Genomic DNA, 15,225 nt, shown 5'->3' with positions numbered 1-15,225 from the left:
GCGTCCGCGCCGCCCTGCTGCGAGGCAGGGCGGCGCTGCCGCTGGGGTGGGTGGTTTTACTCCGGTGCCTCGTCCAGCTGCCCGGTGGCGGCGAGCCGCTGGTACCAGTGGGCGCTGTCCTTCCAGGTGCGTACCTGGGTGTCGTAGTCGACCCGGATGATGCCGAAGCGGCGGTCGTAGCCGTAGCCCCACTCGAAGTTGTCCAGCAGCGACCAGACGAAGTAACCGCGCACGTCCGCGCCCTGCGCGCGGGCGTCGGCCATCGCGCCGATGTGCCGGCGCAGGTAGTCGATCCGCCGGTCGTCGTGGATCTGGCCGTCGGCCGACACGACGTCGTCGAACGCGGCGCCGTTCTCGGTGATCATCATCGGCTGGTTCGGGTACTCGTGCCGCAGGCGCAGCAGCAGCTCGGTCAGGGCCGGCGGGTCGATGTTCCAACCCATCGCCGTGTACGGGCCGGGCTGCGGCAGGAAGTCGACGTTGTCGGCGGCGACCCACGGGGTCGAGGCCGAAGCGCCGTGCCCGTCGGCATCGGAGCGCACCGACACCCCGTCCCAGGCCCGGACCAGGGTGCTTGAGTAGTAGTTGACCCCGAGCACGTCGAGCGGCACCGCGATCAGCTTCTCGTCGCCCTCGCGAACGAACGACCAGTCGGTGACGGATGCGGTGTCGGCCAGCAGGTCGGCCGGGTACGCCCCGTCGAGCATCGGGCCGAGGAACGCCCGGTTGGCCAACGCGTCGATCCGCCGTACCGCGTCCTGGTCCTCGGCCGAGTCCGACGCCCCCCGGATGACGTGCAGGTTCAGCGTCACCGACAGCTCGGCCGCCGGGGCCAACTCCCGGACCACGCGGCCGGCCAACCCGTGCGCGAGGTTGAGGTGGTGCACCGCGGCCAGCGCCGCCGCCGGCTCCGTCCGGCCCGGCGCGTGCACACCGGAGGCGTAACCCAGGTACGCCGAGCACCACGGCTCGTTGAGCGTCGTCCAGGTGTGCACCCGGTCGCCCAGCGCACCGACGATGCCCGCCGCGTACTCCTGGAAACGCAGCGCGGTCTCCCGCACCGCCCAGCCGCCGGCGTCCTCCAACTCCTGCGGCAGGTCCCAGTGGTACATGGTCGCCACCGGGCGGACGCCCCGCTCCAACAGACCGTCCACCAGCCGCGAGTAGAAGTCGATGCCCGCCTGGTTGAACCGGCCCGAGCCACCCGGCTGCACCCGCGGCCAGGCGATGGAGAACCGGTACGCGCTGAGCCCGAGGTCGCTGATGTGCCCGAGGTCGTCAGCCCACCGGTGGTAGTGGTCTGCCGCCACGTCGCCGGTGTCGCCGTTCAGCGTCCGACCGGGCGTGTGGCTGTAGGTGTCCCAGATGGACGGTCCTCGCCCATCCTCGGTGACCGCGCCCTCGATCTGGTACGCCGCCGTCGCCGACCCCCAGACGAAGCCTTCCGGGAAGTGGTGTTGCGTCATCGTTCAATCCCCTGGATCTCGCAGATGTGGCCCGTCGAGGTGCCAGCGACCAATTCGGCACTGGCAGTCCCATCCTCGTAGCGCACGTCGAACTCGGCGCCCGGGCCGTCCCCGGGTGACGGTACCCGTACCCGGGTCCGCTGCCCCTCGGTCGGTGCGTACAGCCGCAGCCGCACATCGTCGGCCCACTCGTAGTCCGGTCGGTCGTTGCGGGAGCCGAACGGGATGACCGCGCCGGGCCGGGCCAGCACCGGCAGGCTGTCGAACCCGTGCTTCTCGCTGACCCACGCCGGGCCGGTGACCTGCGCGCCGGTGACCAGGTGCGTCCAGGTGCCGGCGGGCACGTAGTAGGTGACGTCGCCGTCGGCGCTGAGCACCGGAGCGACCAGCACGTCGGGGCCGAGCATGTACTGCCGGTCCAGGTACGCCGTGGCCGGGTCGTCCGGAAACTCCAGGATCATCGGCCGCATCACCGGCGTACCGTCGCGGTGTGCCTCCTGCGCGGCGGCCGCGAGGTACGGCATCAGGCGGAGCTTGAGCTGGGTGAAGTGCCGCAGCACGTCGACGGCCTCGTCGTCGAATGCCCACGGCACCCGGTACGAGCCGGAACCGTGCAGCCGCGAGTGCGACGAGAGCAACCCGAAGGCGACCCACCGCTTGAACACGGCCGAGTCGGGGGTGCCCTCGAAGCCGCCGATGTCGTGGCTCCAGTAGCCGAAGCCGGACGCGGCCAACGACAACCCGCCGCGCAGCGACTCGGCCATCGCGACGAACGTCGACTCGCAGTCCCCGCCCCAGTGCACCGGGAACTGCTGCCCACCGGCGGTCGCGGAGCGGGCGAACAGCACCGCCTCGCCCTTCCCGCGCTCCGCCTCCAGCAACTCGAAGACGGCCTTGTTGTAGAGGTAGGAGTAGTAGTTGTGCATCCGCTGCGGGTCCGAGCCGTCGTGCCACACCACGTCGGTCGGGATGCGCTCACCGAAGTCGGTCTTGAAGCAGTCGACGCCCATGTCGAGCAGCGCCTTGAGCTTGCCGGTGAACCAGCGGACCGCATCCGGGTTGGTGAAGTCGACGAGCGCCATGCCGGCCTGCCACTTGTCCCACTGCCAGACCGACCCGTCCGGGTTGCGGACCAGGTAGCCGGCCTCGCGGCCCTCCTCGAACAGGTACGAGCGCTGCGCGATGTACGGGTTGATCCAGACGCACACCTTCAGGTCACGCTCGTGCAGTCGGCGCAGCATTCCCTCCGGGTCGGGGAAGGTCGCCGGGTCCCAGACGAAGTCGACCCAGTGGAACTGGCGCATCCAGAAACAGTCGAAGTGGAACACCGACAGCGGCAGCCCGCGCTCGGCCATCCCGTCGACGAACTCGGTCACCGTCTTCTCGTCGTACGAGGTGGTGAACGAGGTGGACAGCCACAACCCGTACGACCAGGCGGGGATCCGGGCCGGCCGGCCGGTGAGCGCGGTGTAGCGGCGCAGTACGTCCTTCGGGTTGGGCCCGTCGATGACGTAGTAGGTGAGCGACTGCCCCTCGACGCTGAACTGGGTCTGCGTGACGACCTCGGAGCCGACCTCGAACGACACGTGCTCCGGGTGGTCCACGAACACCCCGTAGCCGGCGCTGCTGAGGTAGAACGGCACGTTCTTGTACGCCTGCTCGCTGGCGGTGCCACCGTCGGCGTTCCAGATGTCGACCGTCTGCCCGTTCTTGACGAACGGGCCGAAGCGCTCGCCCAACCCGTACACCGTCTCACCGACACCCAGCGCGAGCCGCTCGTGCACGTGCGGGCGGCCCTCGGCGTCGGTGACGACGCCGATGCTGCGCTCGGTGGACGCGGTGACCAGCCGGTCGCCGTGCAGGAAGTCGACCCGCCACCCGTCGACGAGCGCGACGCGCGCGGTCAGCTCACCGGTGGTCAGCGTCGCGCTGATCCCGGTGACGTCGACGGTGACCGGGTGCGTCTCGTCGGTGTTCAGCCCGAAGTGCGGCTCGCGGGGCAGCCCGCCGGTGTGGTGGGCGACGGTGACCCCGATGACGCCGGGGGCGGGGGAGAAGAACCGGACGGTGACGAGGGGACGGTTGAGGGTGTCGCCGCGTCCGGTGATCTGACCGGTCGGGGCGAAGACGGTGAAGCCGCGATCGTCCGGCTCGACCGATTCCACGATGCCGGGGCGCAGGACGCTGACGCCGGGGCGCAGCTGCCAGTACCCGTCGGTGAACTTCACTTCTCGGCTCCTGCCGTGATGCCGCGCGCCAGGGTGCGCTGGAAGATGAGGAAGAAGAGGATGGCCGGCACCAGACTGATCAGCGCGCCGGCGTTGGTGGTCGGAGCGTCCATCAGCCGGTCGCCCTGCAGCGACGCCAACGCGACCGGGATGGTCTGCGTCTGGTTGTCGATCAGCATGACCAGCGGGATCAGGAACTCGTTCCAGGTCCAGATGAAGAAGAAGATGAGCAGCACCGCGAGGGTGGGCCGCAGGTTCGGGAAGACCACCCGCCACAGCACCGTCCACTTGCCGGCCCCGTCCAGCGCCGCGGCCTCGAGCAGCGAGCGCGGGAACGTGCCCATCACCGAGGCGAGCAGGTAGGTGCCGAACGCGCTCTGGATCACGGTGAAGATGATGATCACCGAGAGTTGGGTGTTGTAGAGACCGATCGCCTTGGCCACGTAGTACAGCGGGTAGATCAGCGCCTCCTGCGGCAGCATGTTGGCCAGCAGGAAGAGACCGACGATCCAGAGCCGGCCGCGGACCCGGCCGATGCCCAGGGCGTACGCGTTGAGCAGCGACACGGCCACGCCGAGCACGGCCACGGAGCCGGCGATGAGCGTCGAGTTCCAGAGCTTGAGCGGGAAGTTCACCTCGGTCCAGTACGTCCGCAGACCCTTGGTGTAGAACTCCGTCGGCCAGCTCAGCGGGCCGGCCGACGAGTAGTCGCCGGGCGACTTGAACGCGTTGAGCAGCATGAACGCGAACGGCACCAGCATGACCAGCGCGCCGAGGACGACCAGGGCGAGCACGATCCAGCGGCTGACGCCGCGGTGGTGCCGATCGCGTACCGGCCCCCGGACCGGCGCCGGAGTGATGACGGCCATCTCAGAACCCCCGGTCCCGGCGCTCGCTGCGAGCCTGCATCCAGATGAAGAGCACGGCCACCACAACGATGATCAGGGTCAGCACCGTGGAGATCGCGGAGCCGTAGCCGACCTGCAGCTTCTTGAAGAACGTGTAGTAAGCGAAGTAACTCGGCACGTTGGTGGCGTTCTCCGGGCCGCCCCGGGTCAGGGCGAAGATCGGCCCGAACACCTTCAGCGCGGCGATGGTGCAGGTCAGGGCCACCACGAAGGTTTCCGGCCGGATCTGCGGGAGTGTGATCGCCCGGAACCGGTGGACCCAGTTCGCGCCGTCGACCTCGGCCGCCTCGTACAACTCGGGGTCGACCCGCTGCAACGCCGCCATGAAGACGACCACCGGGTAGCCGATCTGCACCCAGATCATCACCGCCATCACGGCCGGCAGAGCAGTGTCCGGATCGCCGAGCCAGTCGTGGCGTAGCGCGCCGAGACCGACCGCGTCGAGCAGGCTGTTGAAGGCGCCGTCGGGGCGCAGGATCCAGCCCCAGACGATGCCGGCCACCACGACGGGCAGCACCTGCGGAAGGTAGAACGCGGCCCGCAGCGCGGCGGCGGTGCGGGGCTTGAACCGGCGGCCGATGACGTCGAAGAGCACCGCGGCGAGCAGCAGCCCGAGCAGGGTGGGCACCACCACCATCGCGACGAGCATCCAGACGGTGTTGCGGAACGACGCCCAGAACACGTCGTCGTGCAGCAACTGCTGGTAGTTGTCCAGGCCGACCCAGCGAGGGTCGCCGATGCCGGACCACTTGGTCAGCGACAGGTAGAGGGTGCCGACCAGCGGTGCGCCGATGACCAGGATGAAGAGCACCGCTCCGGGGAGCAGGTAGAGCCAGTACGCCGCGTTGCGGCCGCGACGTTTGCGGCCGGGTTTGGGCTGGGTCGGAGTCGCCGCAGGCTGAACCGCGGCGACCGTCTCGGAGACTGCCATGGAAGATCCTTCCCGGCGGGGCGGGCGGACGCGCCGGTCGTGCCGGCCGCGCCCGCCGCTCGCCGTGTCACTTGCCGGTGATCTCCTTGACGCCATCCGCGTACGGCTTGGCGATCGAGTCGAGGACCTGGTCGGGCGACTTGGAGCCGTTGATCAGGCCCTGGAATCCACCCACCAGCACGTCGTAGTAGCCGGGGACCGGCCAGTCCGGGTAGAAGGCGAGCCCGTCGGACTTGCTGACCGTGTTGAAGTCCTCGATCAGCTTGCGGTCCTTCGGGTCGCTGATCTTCGACGCGTCAGCGGCGACCGGAACACCACCGTTGTTGCCGATCAGGTCCTGGATCTCCGGACGCAGGGTGATGTCGATGAAGTCGTACGCCAGGCTCTTGGCCTTGCTGTTCTCCGGAACCACCCAGAGGTTGCCGGAGGAGCCGGCCTGCAGGGTGTTGCCGGGGAAGAGGAAGGTGTCCCAGTTGGCCTTCATCTCGGTCTTGAACCGGCCGTACCACCAGCTACCCGAGACGATCATCGGAACCTTGCCGCCGATGAACGCGGTACCCATGTCCTCGGCCTTGAGGCTGGCCGAGTCCTTGGCGACGTAGCCCTTCTTCACCCAGTCGGCGAAGGTCGCCGCGCCGTACTTCAGCGGGTCGGCCTTGAAGTCCACCGGGTTCTTGTAGAGCTGGTAGTTGTCGACGAACTGCCGGTCCGCCTTGGACAGGGCCAGCTGGTAGAAGAGCTGGCCGGCCGGGTACTCGGCGCCGGCCATGCCCAGCGGGGTGATGCCCTTGCCGACGAAGGTGTCCATCGCGGCGGTCATGTCGGCCATCGTGGTCGGAACCTTGACGCCGTTGCGCTCGAAGAGGTCCTTGTTGTAATAGACCGTCACGTACTCGCCGTAGTTCGGCACACCGAACCACTTGCCCGAGCCCATCACGCCCTTGTCGCTGTAACGGGCGGTGGTCTGCAGGCTGGGGCTGAGCTTGCCGGCCCAGCCGCGCTTGTCGGCCTCGGCGCTCAGGTCGGAGAGCAGGCCCTGGGAGGAGAGCAGACCGGCGGTCGCGTTGCCCTTGTTGTACTCCATGATGTCCGGGCCTTCGGACGAGTTGATGATCATGCCGGCGTTCTGCTGGATCTGCTCGAACGCCTTGCGCTCGAAGCGCACCTCGACGCCCGGGTGCTCGGTCTTGAAGATCTCGATCGCCCGGTTCCAGCCGACCCCCATGGCGCTGGTTTCACTCTCGTAGTGCCAGAGCTTCAGGGTCTTGGCCCCGCTGTCGTCCCCGTTGTCACCACCACCGCAGGCGGCCACGGTGGTCGTCGCGGTCGCCGCCAGGGCGAGCGCGGCGACGAGCCGGCGGAATCGCTGCATTGCTATCCTCCTCGTTGAGTATCTAGCCGGTACTGCACTGGGCCCGTCGTCGCGTTGCCGCGCGGCGGCGGGCCGTTGTCGCTGGTCAGCCCCCGTCGATCGACGATGGGCGAGAGGTGACCAATGCCGGCCGCCGTGGTGCGGCGGTCGATCCCCGGATCTCCAACGCGCACGGCAGCAGTTGCTGGTGACGGTGGTCGCCCGGGCCATCCAGGTGGCGCAGCAGCGCCTCGATCGCGATCCGACCGAGGGCCGAACCGGGTGACGTCATCGCGGTCAGCGCCGGGGTCGCCAGCTCCGCCACCTGCGTCGAGGTGACCATCGAGACGACAGAGACGTCGTCGGGCACCGACAACCCACGGCCGCTCAGTTCGCCGAGGATGCCGAAGATCGCGGTCTCGTTCATGGCCAGCACGGCGGTCAGCTCCGGGGCCTGCGCGAACGCGGCGGCCAGGGCCGCCCGCCCGCCGGCGGCGCTGTCCTCGGCCGGGATCATCACCGGGTCGAGACCGTGCCCGGTCATCGCCGCGACAAAGGCATCACGGGTACGCAGCGCGGGCCCGTAACCGCTGGCCAAGGTGGCAGCCGAGTGGTTGACGTAGACGATCCTCCGGTGCCCGAGACCGACGAGGTGCGCGACAGCGTCCCGGACGGTCTGGTCGAAGTCGATGTCGACGTACGAGAGCGTGCTGGTGTCGCCGGTGCGGCCGATCAACACCAGCGGCACGCCAGCCTCCTGGAGAACGGTGACCCGTTCGTCGGCCAGCTGAACCTCCATCAGCACGACGCCGTCGAGCATCCGCTGGCTGGCCAGCCGACGCAGGTCGTCGAGGTCGCCGCCGCCGACCGGCGAGAGCACCAGGTGATAACCAGCGGCGCTGGCCGCCGCGGCGGCACCGGTCACGAAGGCGGTTTCGGTGGCGCCGAGGCCGCGCTCGTCCATCGGCATCAGCAGGCCGAGGATCCGACTGCGCCGGCTGGCCAGCCCCCGGGCCATCGCGTTGGGCTGGTAGTCGAGCTCCGCCATCGCGGCGAGCACCTTGTCCCGGGTGGCCTGCGAGATTGGCCGGGTGCCGGTGAGCACGTACGAAACGGTGCTGACCGAGACCCGGGCGAGGCGGGCGACGTCGTGCATGGTGGCCACCGCGCACCTCCTCTGGCCTGGCATGGGATCGCTCCCGCATGATCGTCGAAACGCTTCGACGAAGCGGTTCGACAGACGCTAGGCCACCTGTTACGGCGACGTCAATAGGTGATGTCGAAAAGATGCCCGGCCCGCCGCGCGGCCCTCGTCCCCCCCGCCCCGGCCGCCCGACCGGGGCGGAGGCGGGCCTCGGGGCGGGGTGGTGCCGTCTGCCGGAGGGGGTCAGGGCAGGTCGAACAGGGCGGCGGCGCTGTCCCAGCAGACCGCGCGCAGCCAGTCGTCGCCCAGGTCCAGTCGGGCCAACCCGGTCAGTTGGTCGGCGTACGGGTACGGGATGTTCGGGAAGTCGCTGCCCAGCAACACCTTGCCGGCCAGTCCCAACTCGCGCAGCCGGGGCAACTCGTCGGTGGGGAAGGGAACGAACTGGTCGAAGAACGGCGTGAATGCCATCGTGGTGTCCAGGCGGACGTGCTCGTACGCCTCTGCCAGGTCCAGGAAGGCGCGGTAGTCCGGGGCGCCGAGGTGCGCCACCACCGCGGGCAGTCGGGGGTGGCGGGCGAGCAGGGCGGCGAACGGACCGGGTCCGGTGTGCGCGGTACCCACCGGTGCGTGTCCGGCGTGCACCACCACCGGCACGCCCGCATCGGCCAGCATTCCCCAGACCTGGTCCAACGTCGGGTCGGTCGGGGCGAAGCCTCCGACCTGCACGTGCACCTTGAACAGTTTGGCGCCACCCGCGAGCGCCGCCTCGACGTACCCGGGGGCGCCCGGCTCGGGGAAGAACGTGGCCGAGGCCAGGCAACCGGGGGTGTCGTGGGCGAATTCCAGTGTCCAGCGGTTGAGTTCCGCCGCCATGCCTGGCCGGTGCGCGTACGCCAATGCGCTGAACGCCCGCACCCCGAGCCGGCGCAGGTGTGCGACCCGGTCGGCGTCGCTCCACCGGTAGAGGATCGGCCATTCGGTGCCGACCAGCGGCCCGGCGGCGTCGAAGTAGGCCCACACCCGACGCAGCAGTCGCGGCGGTAGGAAGTGCACGTGTACGTCGGCGAGGCCGGGTAGCCCCAGGGTGCGGTAGAACTCCGGCACCCGTTCGTCCGCGGCCGGCGGGATCACCGGCCCCGGATCGGTCATATATCGATGTCGAATCGGCTCAGCACCGAGGGCGCGATCAGGCCGACGGTGGCGAGCGCCGAGACGACGGTCAGTGCGATGCGCATCCCGACCACTTCGGCCTTGCTGCCGACGCGCAGGGCGATGCTGTTCGGCAGACCGATCATCATCCACATGCGCCGTTTGATCGGGATCGGCCAGAGGATCGGCACGCCAGCTCGGGTGATCATGTCGCCCAGGATGTGCACGAAGCAGCCCACGCCCAGCGCGGTGCCGATCAGCGGATAGCCGCGTCCGCCCGGCAGGTTGGCGAAGGTGAACCAGGCCGCCCCAGCCGACGCGAGAGTAATGATCACCCACCCGGCCCGCTCGGCCCACTCGTCGAACAGCCCGCGCAACGCCAGGCCGAACATGAAGAACAGGATGGTGATGACCGCCCACTTGCCGTACGCGGCGCAGAGCGCGGTGGTGCCCCAGCCGACCAGCAGGGTGAACGGCAGCGTGTGGGTCAGCGTCCGGTGCCCGTTGTTGCGGCGCGGGTCCTTGCTGAGCTTCGTGGCGTAGTAGACCCCGAGGGAGACCTTCTCCATCACCTCGGCGGCAAAGAGCGAGAAGACCCCGAAGGTGCGGGCCACGGTGGCCCCACCCTGGTTCTTGGTCACCTTGCCCGACATGTCGAGGTCGGGAAAGAGCGCGCCACCGGCGCACACCGCAGTGCCCACCGCCAACGCGAGCGGCGACTGGTGGTAGTCGGCGAACTGCTCCAGTGCCCAGGAGCCAGCCAGCCACACCGCCGCGCCAGACAGCGCGTGTTGCGGTCCCATCATCTCGGCTCACCCTCCCCAGGGATCTTGAGCGCCAAAACTACGCCACTGTAGTCAGCGTCTGCGCCGCAGGGGCATCACCCGGTCGGTCCACATCGGACACCGTCACATGGCAGGGGTGAAGCTCTGCCGGATCATCGGCAAGTATGCGGCGTTGACCTGCCAGTCGAACTCTTTTGTCAACCACGAGACGATGTAGGAACGCCGGGCCGAGGTGTTGGCGAGCAGCCGAAAACTGTGTACCTGTTCGCCGGCGGCGTTCTCCCAACCGCACTCCCAGACCGCGCCGCCCTCGAAGATGTCCATCGCGGAGATGTCCACCTTGCGATAGTTCGTCAGTAGCGGGTCGCCGATGGTGAGTCGCACCTCCTCGGCCTGCCAGTACGCCACCGGGTCGGGCCGGGCCGGCCCTGCCTCGACACTGAGCACCCGGGCACCGTCGGGCTCCCGGAAGCAGGTCACCGCTCCTTCGGTCCAGCGCGTCCAACCCACTGGTGCGGCGATCCGAAACCCGGCCGGGTCGTCGTGCCAGGTCCAGCCGTCACGCAGCCGGTATCGCGCGTCGGCCGGTCGCGGCACCGACGCCACCGGAGTGGACGTCGGTGGCGGTGGTGGTGGCTTCGCGCAGGCGAACGCGGCCGGCCTGGAGGTCGGCGCGCCGCCGCCGCCGGCACCGGACGGTGGTGTCCGCTCATTGTTCCGGTCGACCAGTGCCCAGGTGACGCCCATGGCGGCGAGCAGGGCGGTGGCCGTCGCGACCAGGGCGACGAGGCGCTGCCGCCGTCTGCGCAAGCGGCTCGCCGGCCGTAGGGCCGGCGTCGCCGGACCCACCGGATGCGCCGGGTCGACCGGGCCCGCCGGGTCGATCGGGTGCGCCGGACCTGCCGGGTCGATCGGGTGCGCCGGACCTGCCGGGTCGATCGGGTGCGCCGGGTCGACTGGGTACGCCGGGTCGACCGGGTCGGGCATGACGGCACGGCTCGCGTTGCGGACTGCGGCCACTGCCGAGGACGGGGCTGGACCGATGGTCTGGTCGTGGTCCGCCGCGGCACGTCGCAGCAGCGGTTCCACCTCGATGGCGGTCAACCGCCGCCAGGGCTCGCGCTCTAGCAGGCCGGTGAGCGCGGGACGCAACGGACCGGCGCGGAGCATTGGGTCCGGTGGTTCGGTTGCCAGTGCGCTGAGCGTCGCCATCGCGCTCGATCGGGCGTACGGTGACTGGCCCTCGACCGCCGCGAAGAGCGTCGCGCCAAGTGACCACAAGTCGGTACGCGGATCGGACACCCCTTCGCGGGCCCGTTCGGGCGCGACGAACTGCGGGGAGCCGAGGACCATGCCCGGCCCGGTCATCGCACCTTCGCCGCCGTCGAAGGTGGCCAGCCCGAAGTCGGTGAGCACCACCCGCCCGTCGTCGGCCACCAGCACGTTGTGCGGTTTCACATCGCGGTGCAACACCCCGGCCCTGTGCGCGGCCCGCAGAGCGGCGAGCACCGCCAGCCCGATTCGGGCAGTGCGTTGCGGGCTCAGTGGTCCCTCGGCGCTGATGATCTGTTGCACCGACCGGGACGGCACGTACTCCATCACGATCCAGGGGTTTTCCCGGTCGTGCACGACGTCGTAGATGCGGACCACGTTGGGGTGGTTGAGGCGGGCAGCGGTGCGTGCCTCGCGCAGCGTCCGCAGCCGCAACTCCTCGCGCTCGGCCTCGGCCAGCCAGGACGGCGGCACGACCTCCTTCACCGCGACGTCGCGGTGCAGCATCTCGTCACGGGCAAGCCACACCCGGCCCATCCCGCCGGTGCCGACCAGGTCGAGCAGCCGGTACCGACCCGCGATCAGCAACTGATGCACGGTCGCTCCCCCTCGGTCACCCCGAGTTACACGATAGCCACGGAGTCCGGCATTCTCATCCACTGAGCGGCCTCGATCCACGCCGGACGGTGGCTTGGATCATGGCCATACGGTGCAGGTCAGTGGGGTGCTCGGAAACTCTCTCGCACTTTGGCCCAGTCGGCGTCGGCCGAGGCCCAGTCCGCGTCGTCGGTGATCCAGCCCAGCGTCCAACGGTCGGTCCCGACGACGAGTTGCCGGGCGTGCAGCCAGGGTCCGTCCGGTGCCCTCCAGCGGCACTCCCATTCCGCCCCGCGGTTGCTCGCGGAGAGGAGGATCTCGTCGTACCCAGGCAAAGCCCCGGCCCCGGCTGCCGCGTCACGGGCGGTCCGCAGCCGGACCAGGGGATCGGCCGCGCCGCCCTCGGCGACGCTGAAGGCTCGACCGGTCGCCGGGTCCTGGAAGCAGGCCGCCCGGCCGTCGCGGGAGTATCGCCAGGTCGCCGGCACGGTGACCCGGAAGCCGGCGGTGTCGGCATGCCAGACCCAGCCGGACGGTAGGCGGAGTTCCTCGTTGGGAGGCGGCGTGCCAGCCGACACCGGCGCACCGACGACGTCCGGGCGGACGCAGGGAAACGGTGGCGGGGGCATTCCGGGCCCGCCCCGTGGCGGACGGTGGCGGTCGGGGCCGGGACCGAAGGGGCCATCCTGACCACCGCCGTACGGCGGCGGCGCGGTGGGCCGGGTGGCGGTGCCGGTGGGATTGTCGGCGGTGCCGGTGGGCCTGTCGGCGGTGACGGCCAGCGCGGTGCCCACCCCGGCCGCGGCGGCCACCAGTAGCGCCACGGCGACCAGCGCCACCCGCCGGGCCGAGCGCGGCGCGCCCGGCCGGGGGAGCGCCGGAGCCGGTCCGGCCGGGTCGGCGGCCTGTCCGGGCTCGGGCAGCGGGATGGTGATGTCCTGATTGGCGAGGTCGTCGGCCACAGTGGGCCCGTCGGCCGCCGCCGGGTCAAGCTGGCCGGTCGCCGGCGGCGGGTCGAGGTGGTCGGTCGTCGATGGCGGATCGGTGCGGCCGGTCGCGGCCGTCGTGAGCAACCGGCGGGCCGTATCGTGATCGAGGCGGTCGCGCGGGTCGCGGCGCAGCAGCCCGGCGAGCACCGGCGCGAGCGACCCAGCGTGCGGGGCCGGATCCGGTGGCCCGGCGGCCAGTGCGCTCAGGGTGGCCATCGCGGTGCTGCGGGCGTACGGGGAACGGCCCTCCACGGCGGCGTGCAGGGTTGCCCCGAGCGACCACAGGTCGGCGGTCACCGTGGAGACCCCCTCGGCGGCCCGCTCGGGGGCGACGTACTGCGGGGAGCCGAGGACCATGCCGGGCCGGGTTGTCGCGCCGTCGCCGCCGTCGAAGGTGGCGAGCCCGAAGTCGGTGAGCATCACCCGCCCGTCGTGCGCCACGAGCACGTTCTGCGGTTTGATGTCGCGGTGCAGCACCCCGGCGGTGTGCGCGGCCTGTAGCGCGTCGAGCACGGCCAGGCCGATCCGGGCCGCGTGGGCCGGTTGCAGCGGCCCTTCGGCGTCCACTAGGTCCTGCAGGGTGCGGGACGGCACGTACTCCATCACGATCCACGGGCTGCCGTCGACCGGAATGACGTCGTAGAGCCGCACCACGGCGGGATGGTTGAGCCGGGCCGCGGCGCGCGCCTCCCGCAGGGTGCGTGCGCGCAGCTCGGCCCGTTCCGGATCGGCCAGCCAACTCGGCGGGACGATCTCCTTCACCGCGACCTCGCGGTGCAGCATCTCGTCGCGGGCCCGCCACACCCGACCCATGCCCCCGCGACCCACCAGGTCGAGCAGCCGGTACCGACCGGCGATCAGCACCTAGGCACGCTCCTCCTCAGCCGCTGTCCGGGCTACACCCTAACCAGCGGATCGGAAGTCACCTATCGGTCGTCCGACTCGGTCAGCAGGCGGCGTGGTCGGCGGCGGCCAGCAGATTCCCCTCCGGGATGGCGATCTGGGTGCGTCCACCGGCCAGTTGGGCGGCGGCGCGCCGGGCCTGCAGCGGGCCGTGCTCCCGACGGGCGGCGGTGTAACTGGCGGCGGTGCGGGCCGCGATGGTGGCCCACCCGTACTGCTCGCCGACCATGGTGCGGGCCCGGCGGGCCACCCGTCGGGCGAAGACCTCGTCGCCGAGCAGTTGACCGACCGCGCCGGCGAGGGCGTCCGGGTCGCTGTGCGGGAACGTCACCCCGGTCACGCCGGGCTCGACGATCTCGGCGAGGCCGCCGGTGCGGGCCACCGCCAGTGGCGCTCCGGCGGCCGCCGCCTCCAGCGCCACCATGCCGAACGGCTCGTAGAGGCTGGGCACCACTGTCGCGTCGGTGGCGCCGAGCATCGCCGGCAGTTGGGTGGAGTCGAGGAAGCCGGTGAACCGAACGGTCGAGCCGAGTGCCAGCCGTCGGGCCTGGGCCTCCAACTCGGGGCGGTACGGGCCGTCGCCGGCGATCACCACGCGGAGCCCGGGGTGCCGGTCGCGCAGCCGGGGAACCGCGTGCACCAGGTGCTGGACGCCCTTCTCGTAGACCAGCCGCCCGGCGTACCCGACCAACGGGCCGTCCCCGGCGAACCGTGCTCGGGCCGACGCGACCGCCCGCGGCCGGGCCCGCCAGGCCCGGCCGTCGACCCCGTTGGGCACCACGTCGACCTGGGCGGCCGGTACGTCGAACAGGGCGGTCACCTGGTCGCGCATGTAGCCGGAGCAGGTGATCACCCGAACGGAGGAGCCGCTGAGCCAGTGCTCGACGCCGTGGATGGTGCGGTTCATCTCCTCGGGCAGCCAGCCCTGGTGCCGCCCCGCCTCGGTGGCGTGCATGGTGGTGACCAGGGGCAGGTCCAGGTGCTCGGCCAGGGTGATGGCGGTGTGGGCGACGAGCCAGTCGTGGGCGTGGATGACGTCGTAGGTGTCGGCCTGGGTGGCGCGCAGCGCGGTGCGGGTGAGGGTGTGGTTGAAGGCCATGGTCCAGGCGAGCAGGGAGTTGGTGGCGAGGGGGAAGGTGACGGGGTCTTCGGGGGCGCGCAGGATGCGGACGCCGTCGGCGTATTCCTCGTGGGGTGCGCCGTCGCTGTGGCGGGTGACGACGGTGACTTCGTGGCCGGCGGCGGCGAGGGCGACGGAGAGGGCGTGCACGTGTCGGCCGAGACCGCCGACGAGCACCGGCGGGTACTCCCAGGAGAGCATCAGCACCCGCAGTTGTCGGGCGGGGTGGATGTCGATCACGTGGGCATCGGGTGACATGCGGCCCCCTTTGAGTTGTCCCCGGGCGCGCGCCGACCGACACCGGAAGTCGATGTCGCCGTCGCGTCTGGATCGGGGCCAATCCTGCCGGGATCGAGATAACCAGCGGCGACACCACCGT

The 15,225-nt window shown here is 70.7% G+C and carries 11 protein-coding genes; all 11 read right to left on the bottom strand.

The window, feature by feature from the left end:
* Positions 1 to 56: 56 nt before the first annotated feature.
* Positions 57 to 1,466, bottom strand: a complete 1,410-nt coding sequence (locus JOD64_RS04380) for a GH1 family beta-glucosidase (protein WP_204941025.1) — start codon at positions 1,464 to 1,466, stop codon at positions 57 to 59.
* The gene (gene yicI / locus JOD64_RS04375; protein ID WP_204941024.1) at positions 1,463 to 3,694 is read right to left on the bottom strand and encodes an alpha-xylosidase; all 2,232 of its coding nucleotides are present in this window, start codon (positions 3,692 to 3,694) and stop codon (positions 1,463 to 1,465) included. Before yicI ends, JOD64_RS04380 begins: the two co-directional genes overlap by 4 nt.
* A complete protein-coding gene (locus JOD64_RS04370; RefSeq protein WP_204941023.1) occupies positions 3,691 to 4,563 on the bottom strand; it encodes a carbohydrate ABC transporter permease in 873 nt (290 codons plus the stop codon). Before JOD64_RS04370 ends, yicI begins: the two co-directional genes overlap by 4 nt.
* A gap of 1 nt (position 4,564) precedes the next feature.
* The gene (locus JOD64_RS04365; RefSeq protein WP_204941022.1) at positions 4,565 to 5,533 is read right to left on the bottom strand and encodes a carbohydrate ABC transporter permease; all 969 of its coding nucleotides are present in this window, start codon (positions 5,531 to 5,533) and stop codon (positions 4,565 to 4,567) included.
* A 67-nt stretch (positions 5,534 to 5,600) separates the two neighbouring features.
* Positions 5,601 to 6,905: an ABC transporter substrate-binding protein gene (locus tag JOD64_RS04360; RefSeq protein WP_204941021.1), complete on the bottom strand. Its 1,305-nt coding sequence runs from the start codon at positions 6,903 to 6,905 to the stop codon at positions 5,601 to 5,603.
* An 85-nt stretch (positions 6,906 to 6,990) separates the two neighbouring features.
* Positions 6,991 to 8,040: a LacI family DNA-binding transcriptional regulator gene (locus JOD64_RS04355; RefSeq protein ID WP_239559973.1), complete on the bottom strand. Its 1,050-nt coding sequence runs from the start codon at positions 8,038 to 8,040 to the stop codon at positions 6,991 to 6,993.
* A 231-nt stretch (positions 8,041 to 8,271) separates the two neighbouring features.
* Entirely contained in the window at positions 8,272 to 9,180 is a 909-nt protein-coding gene (locus tag JOD64_RS04350; RefSeq protein ID WP_204941019.1) for an amidohydrolase family protein, read from the bottom strand.
* A complete protein-coding gene (locus JOD64_RS04345; protein WP_204941018.1) occupies positions 9,177 to 9,986 on the bottom strand; it encodes a metal-dependent hydrolase in 810 nt (269 codons plus the stop codon). Before JOD64_RS04345 ends, JOD64_RS04350 begins: the two co-directional genes overlap by 4 nt.
* Before the next feature lie 102 nt (positions 9,987 to 10,088).
* The gene (locus JOD64_RS04340; protein ID WP_204941017.1) at positions 10,089 to 11,834 is read right to left on the bottom strand and encodes a serine/threonine-protein kinase; all 1,746 of its coding nucleotides are present in this window, start codon (positions 11,832 to 11,834) and stop codon (positions 10,089 to 10,091) included.
* Between the two features lie 119 nt (positions 11,835 to 11,953).
* Positions 11,954 to 13,687: a serine/threonine-protein kinase gene (locus tag JOD64_RS04335; protein WP_204941016.1), complete on the bottom strand. Its 1,734-nt coding sequence runs from the start codon at positions 13,685 to 13,687 to the stop codon at positions 11,954 to 11,956.
* A gap of 82 nt (positions 13,688 to 13,769) precedes the next feature.
* Positions 13,770 to 15,104, bottom strand: a complete 1,335-nt coding sequence (locus JOD64_RS04330) for a glycosyltransferase family 4 protein (protein ID WP_204941015.1) — start codon at positions 15,102 to 15,104, stop codon at positions 13,770 to 13,772.
* Positions 15,105 to 15,225: the final 121 nt, after the last annotated feature.

The organism is Micromonospora luteifusca, from assembly GCF_016907275.1.
Lineage (GTDB): Bacteria > Actinomycetota > Actinomycetes > Mycobacteriales > Micromonosporaceae > Micromonospora > Micromonospora luteifusca.
Note: the sequence above shows the minus strand (reverse complement) of the source record. Positions and strands in the feature narration are given on the sequence as shown.

Excerpts from the sequence above, each read along its gene's own strand:
- JOD64_RS04380 (WP_204941025.1), bottom strand. The coding sequence starts at position 1,466 with ATGACGCAACACCACTTCCCGGAAGGCTTCGTCTGGGGGTCGGCGACG.
- JOD64_RS04370 (WP_204941023.1), bottom strand. The coding sequence starts at position 4,563 with ATGGCCGTCATCACTCCGGCGCCGGTCCGGGGGCCGGTACGCGATCGG.
- JOD64_RS04365 (WP_204941022.1), bottom strand. The coding sequence starts at position 5,533 with ATGGCAGTCTCCGAGACGGTCGCCGCGGTTCAGCCTGCGGCGACTCCG.
- JOD64_RS04360 (WP_204941021.1), bottom strand. The coding sequence starts at position 6,905 with ATGCAGCGATTCCGCCGGCTCGTCGCCGCGCTCGCCCTGGCGGCGACC.
- JOD64_RS04355 (WP_239559973.1), bottom strand. The coding sequence starts at position 8,040 with ATGCACGACGTCGCCCGCCTCGCCCGGGTCTCGGTCAGCACCGTTTCG.
- JOD64_RS04350 (WP_204941019.1), bottom strand. The coding sequence starts at position 9,180 with ATGACCGATCCGGGGCCGGTGATCCCGCCGGCCGCGGACGAACGGGTG.
- JOD64_RS04345 (WP_204941018.1), bottom strand. The coding sequence starts at position 9,986 with ATGATGGGACCGCAACACGCGCTGTCTGGCGCGGCGGTGTGGCTGGCT.
- JOD64_RS04330 (WP_204941015.1), bottom strand. The coding sequence starts at position 15,104 with ATGTCACCCGATGCCCACGTGATCGACATCCACCCCGCCCGACAACTG.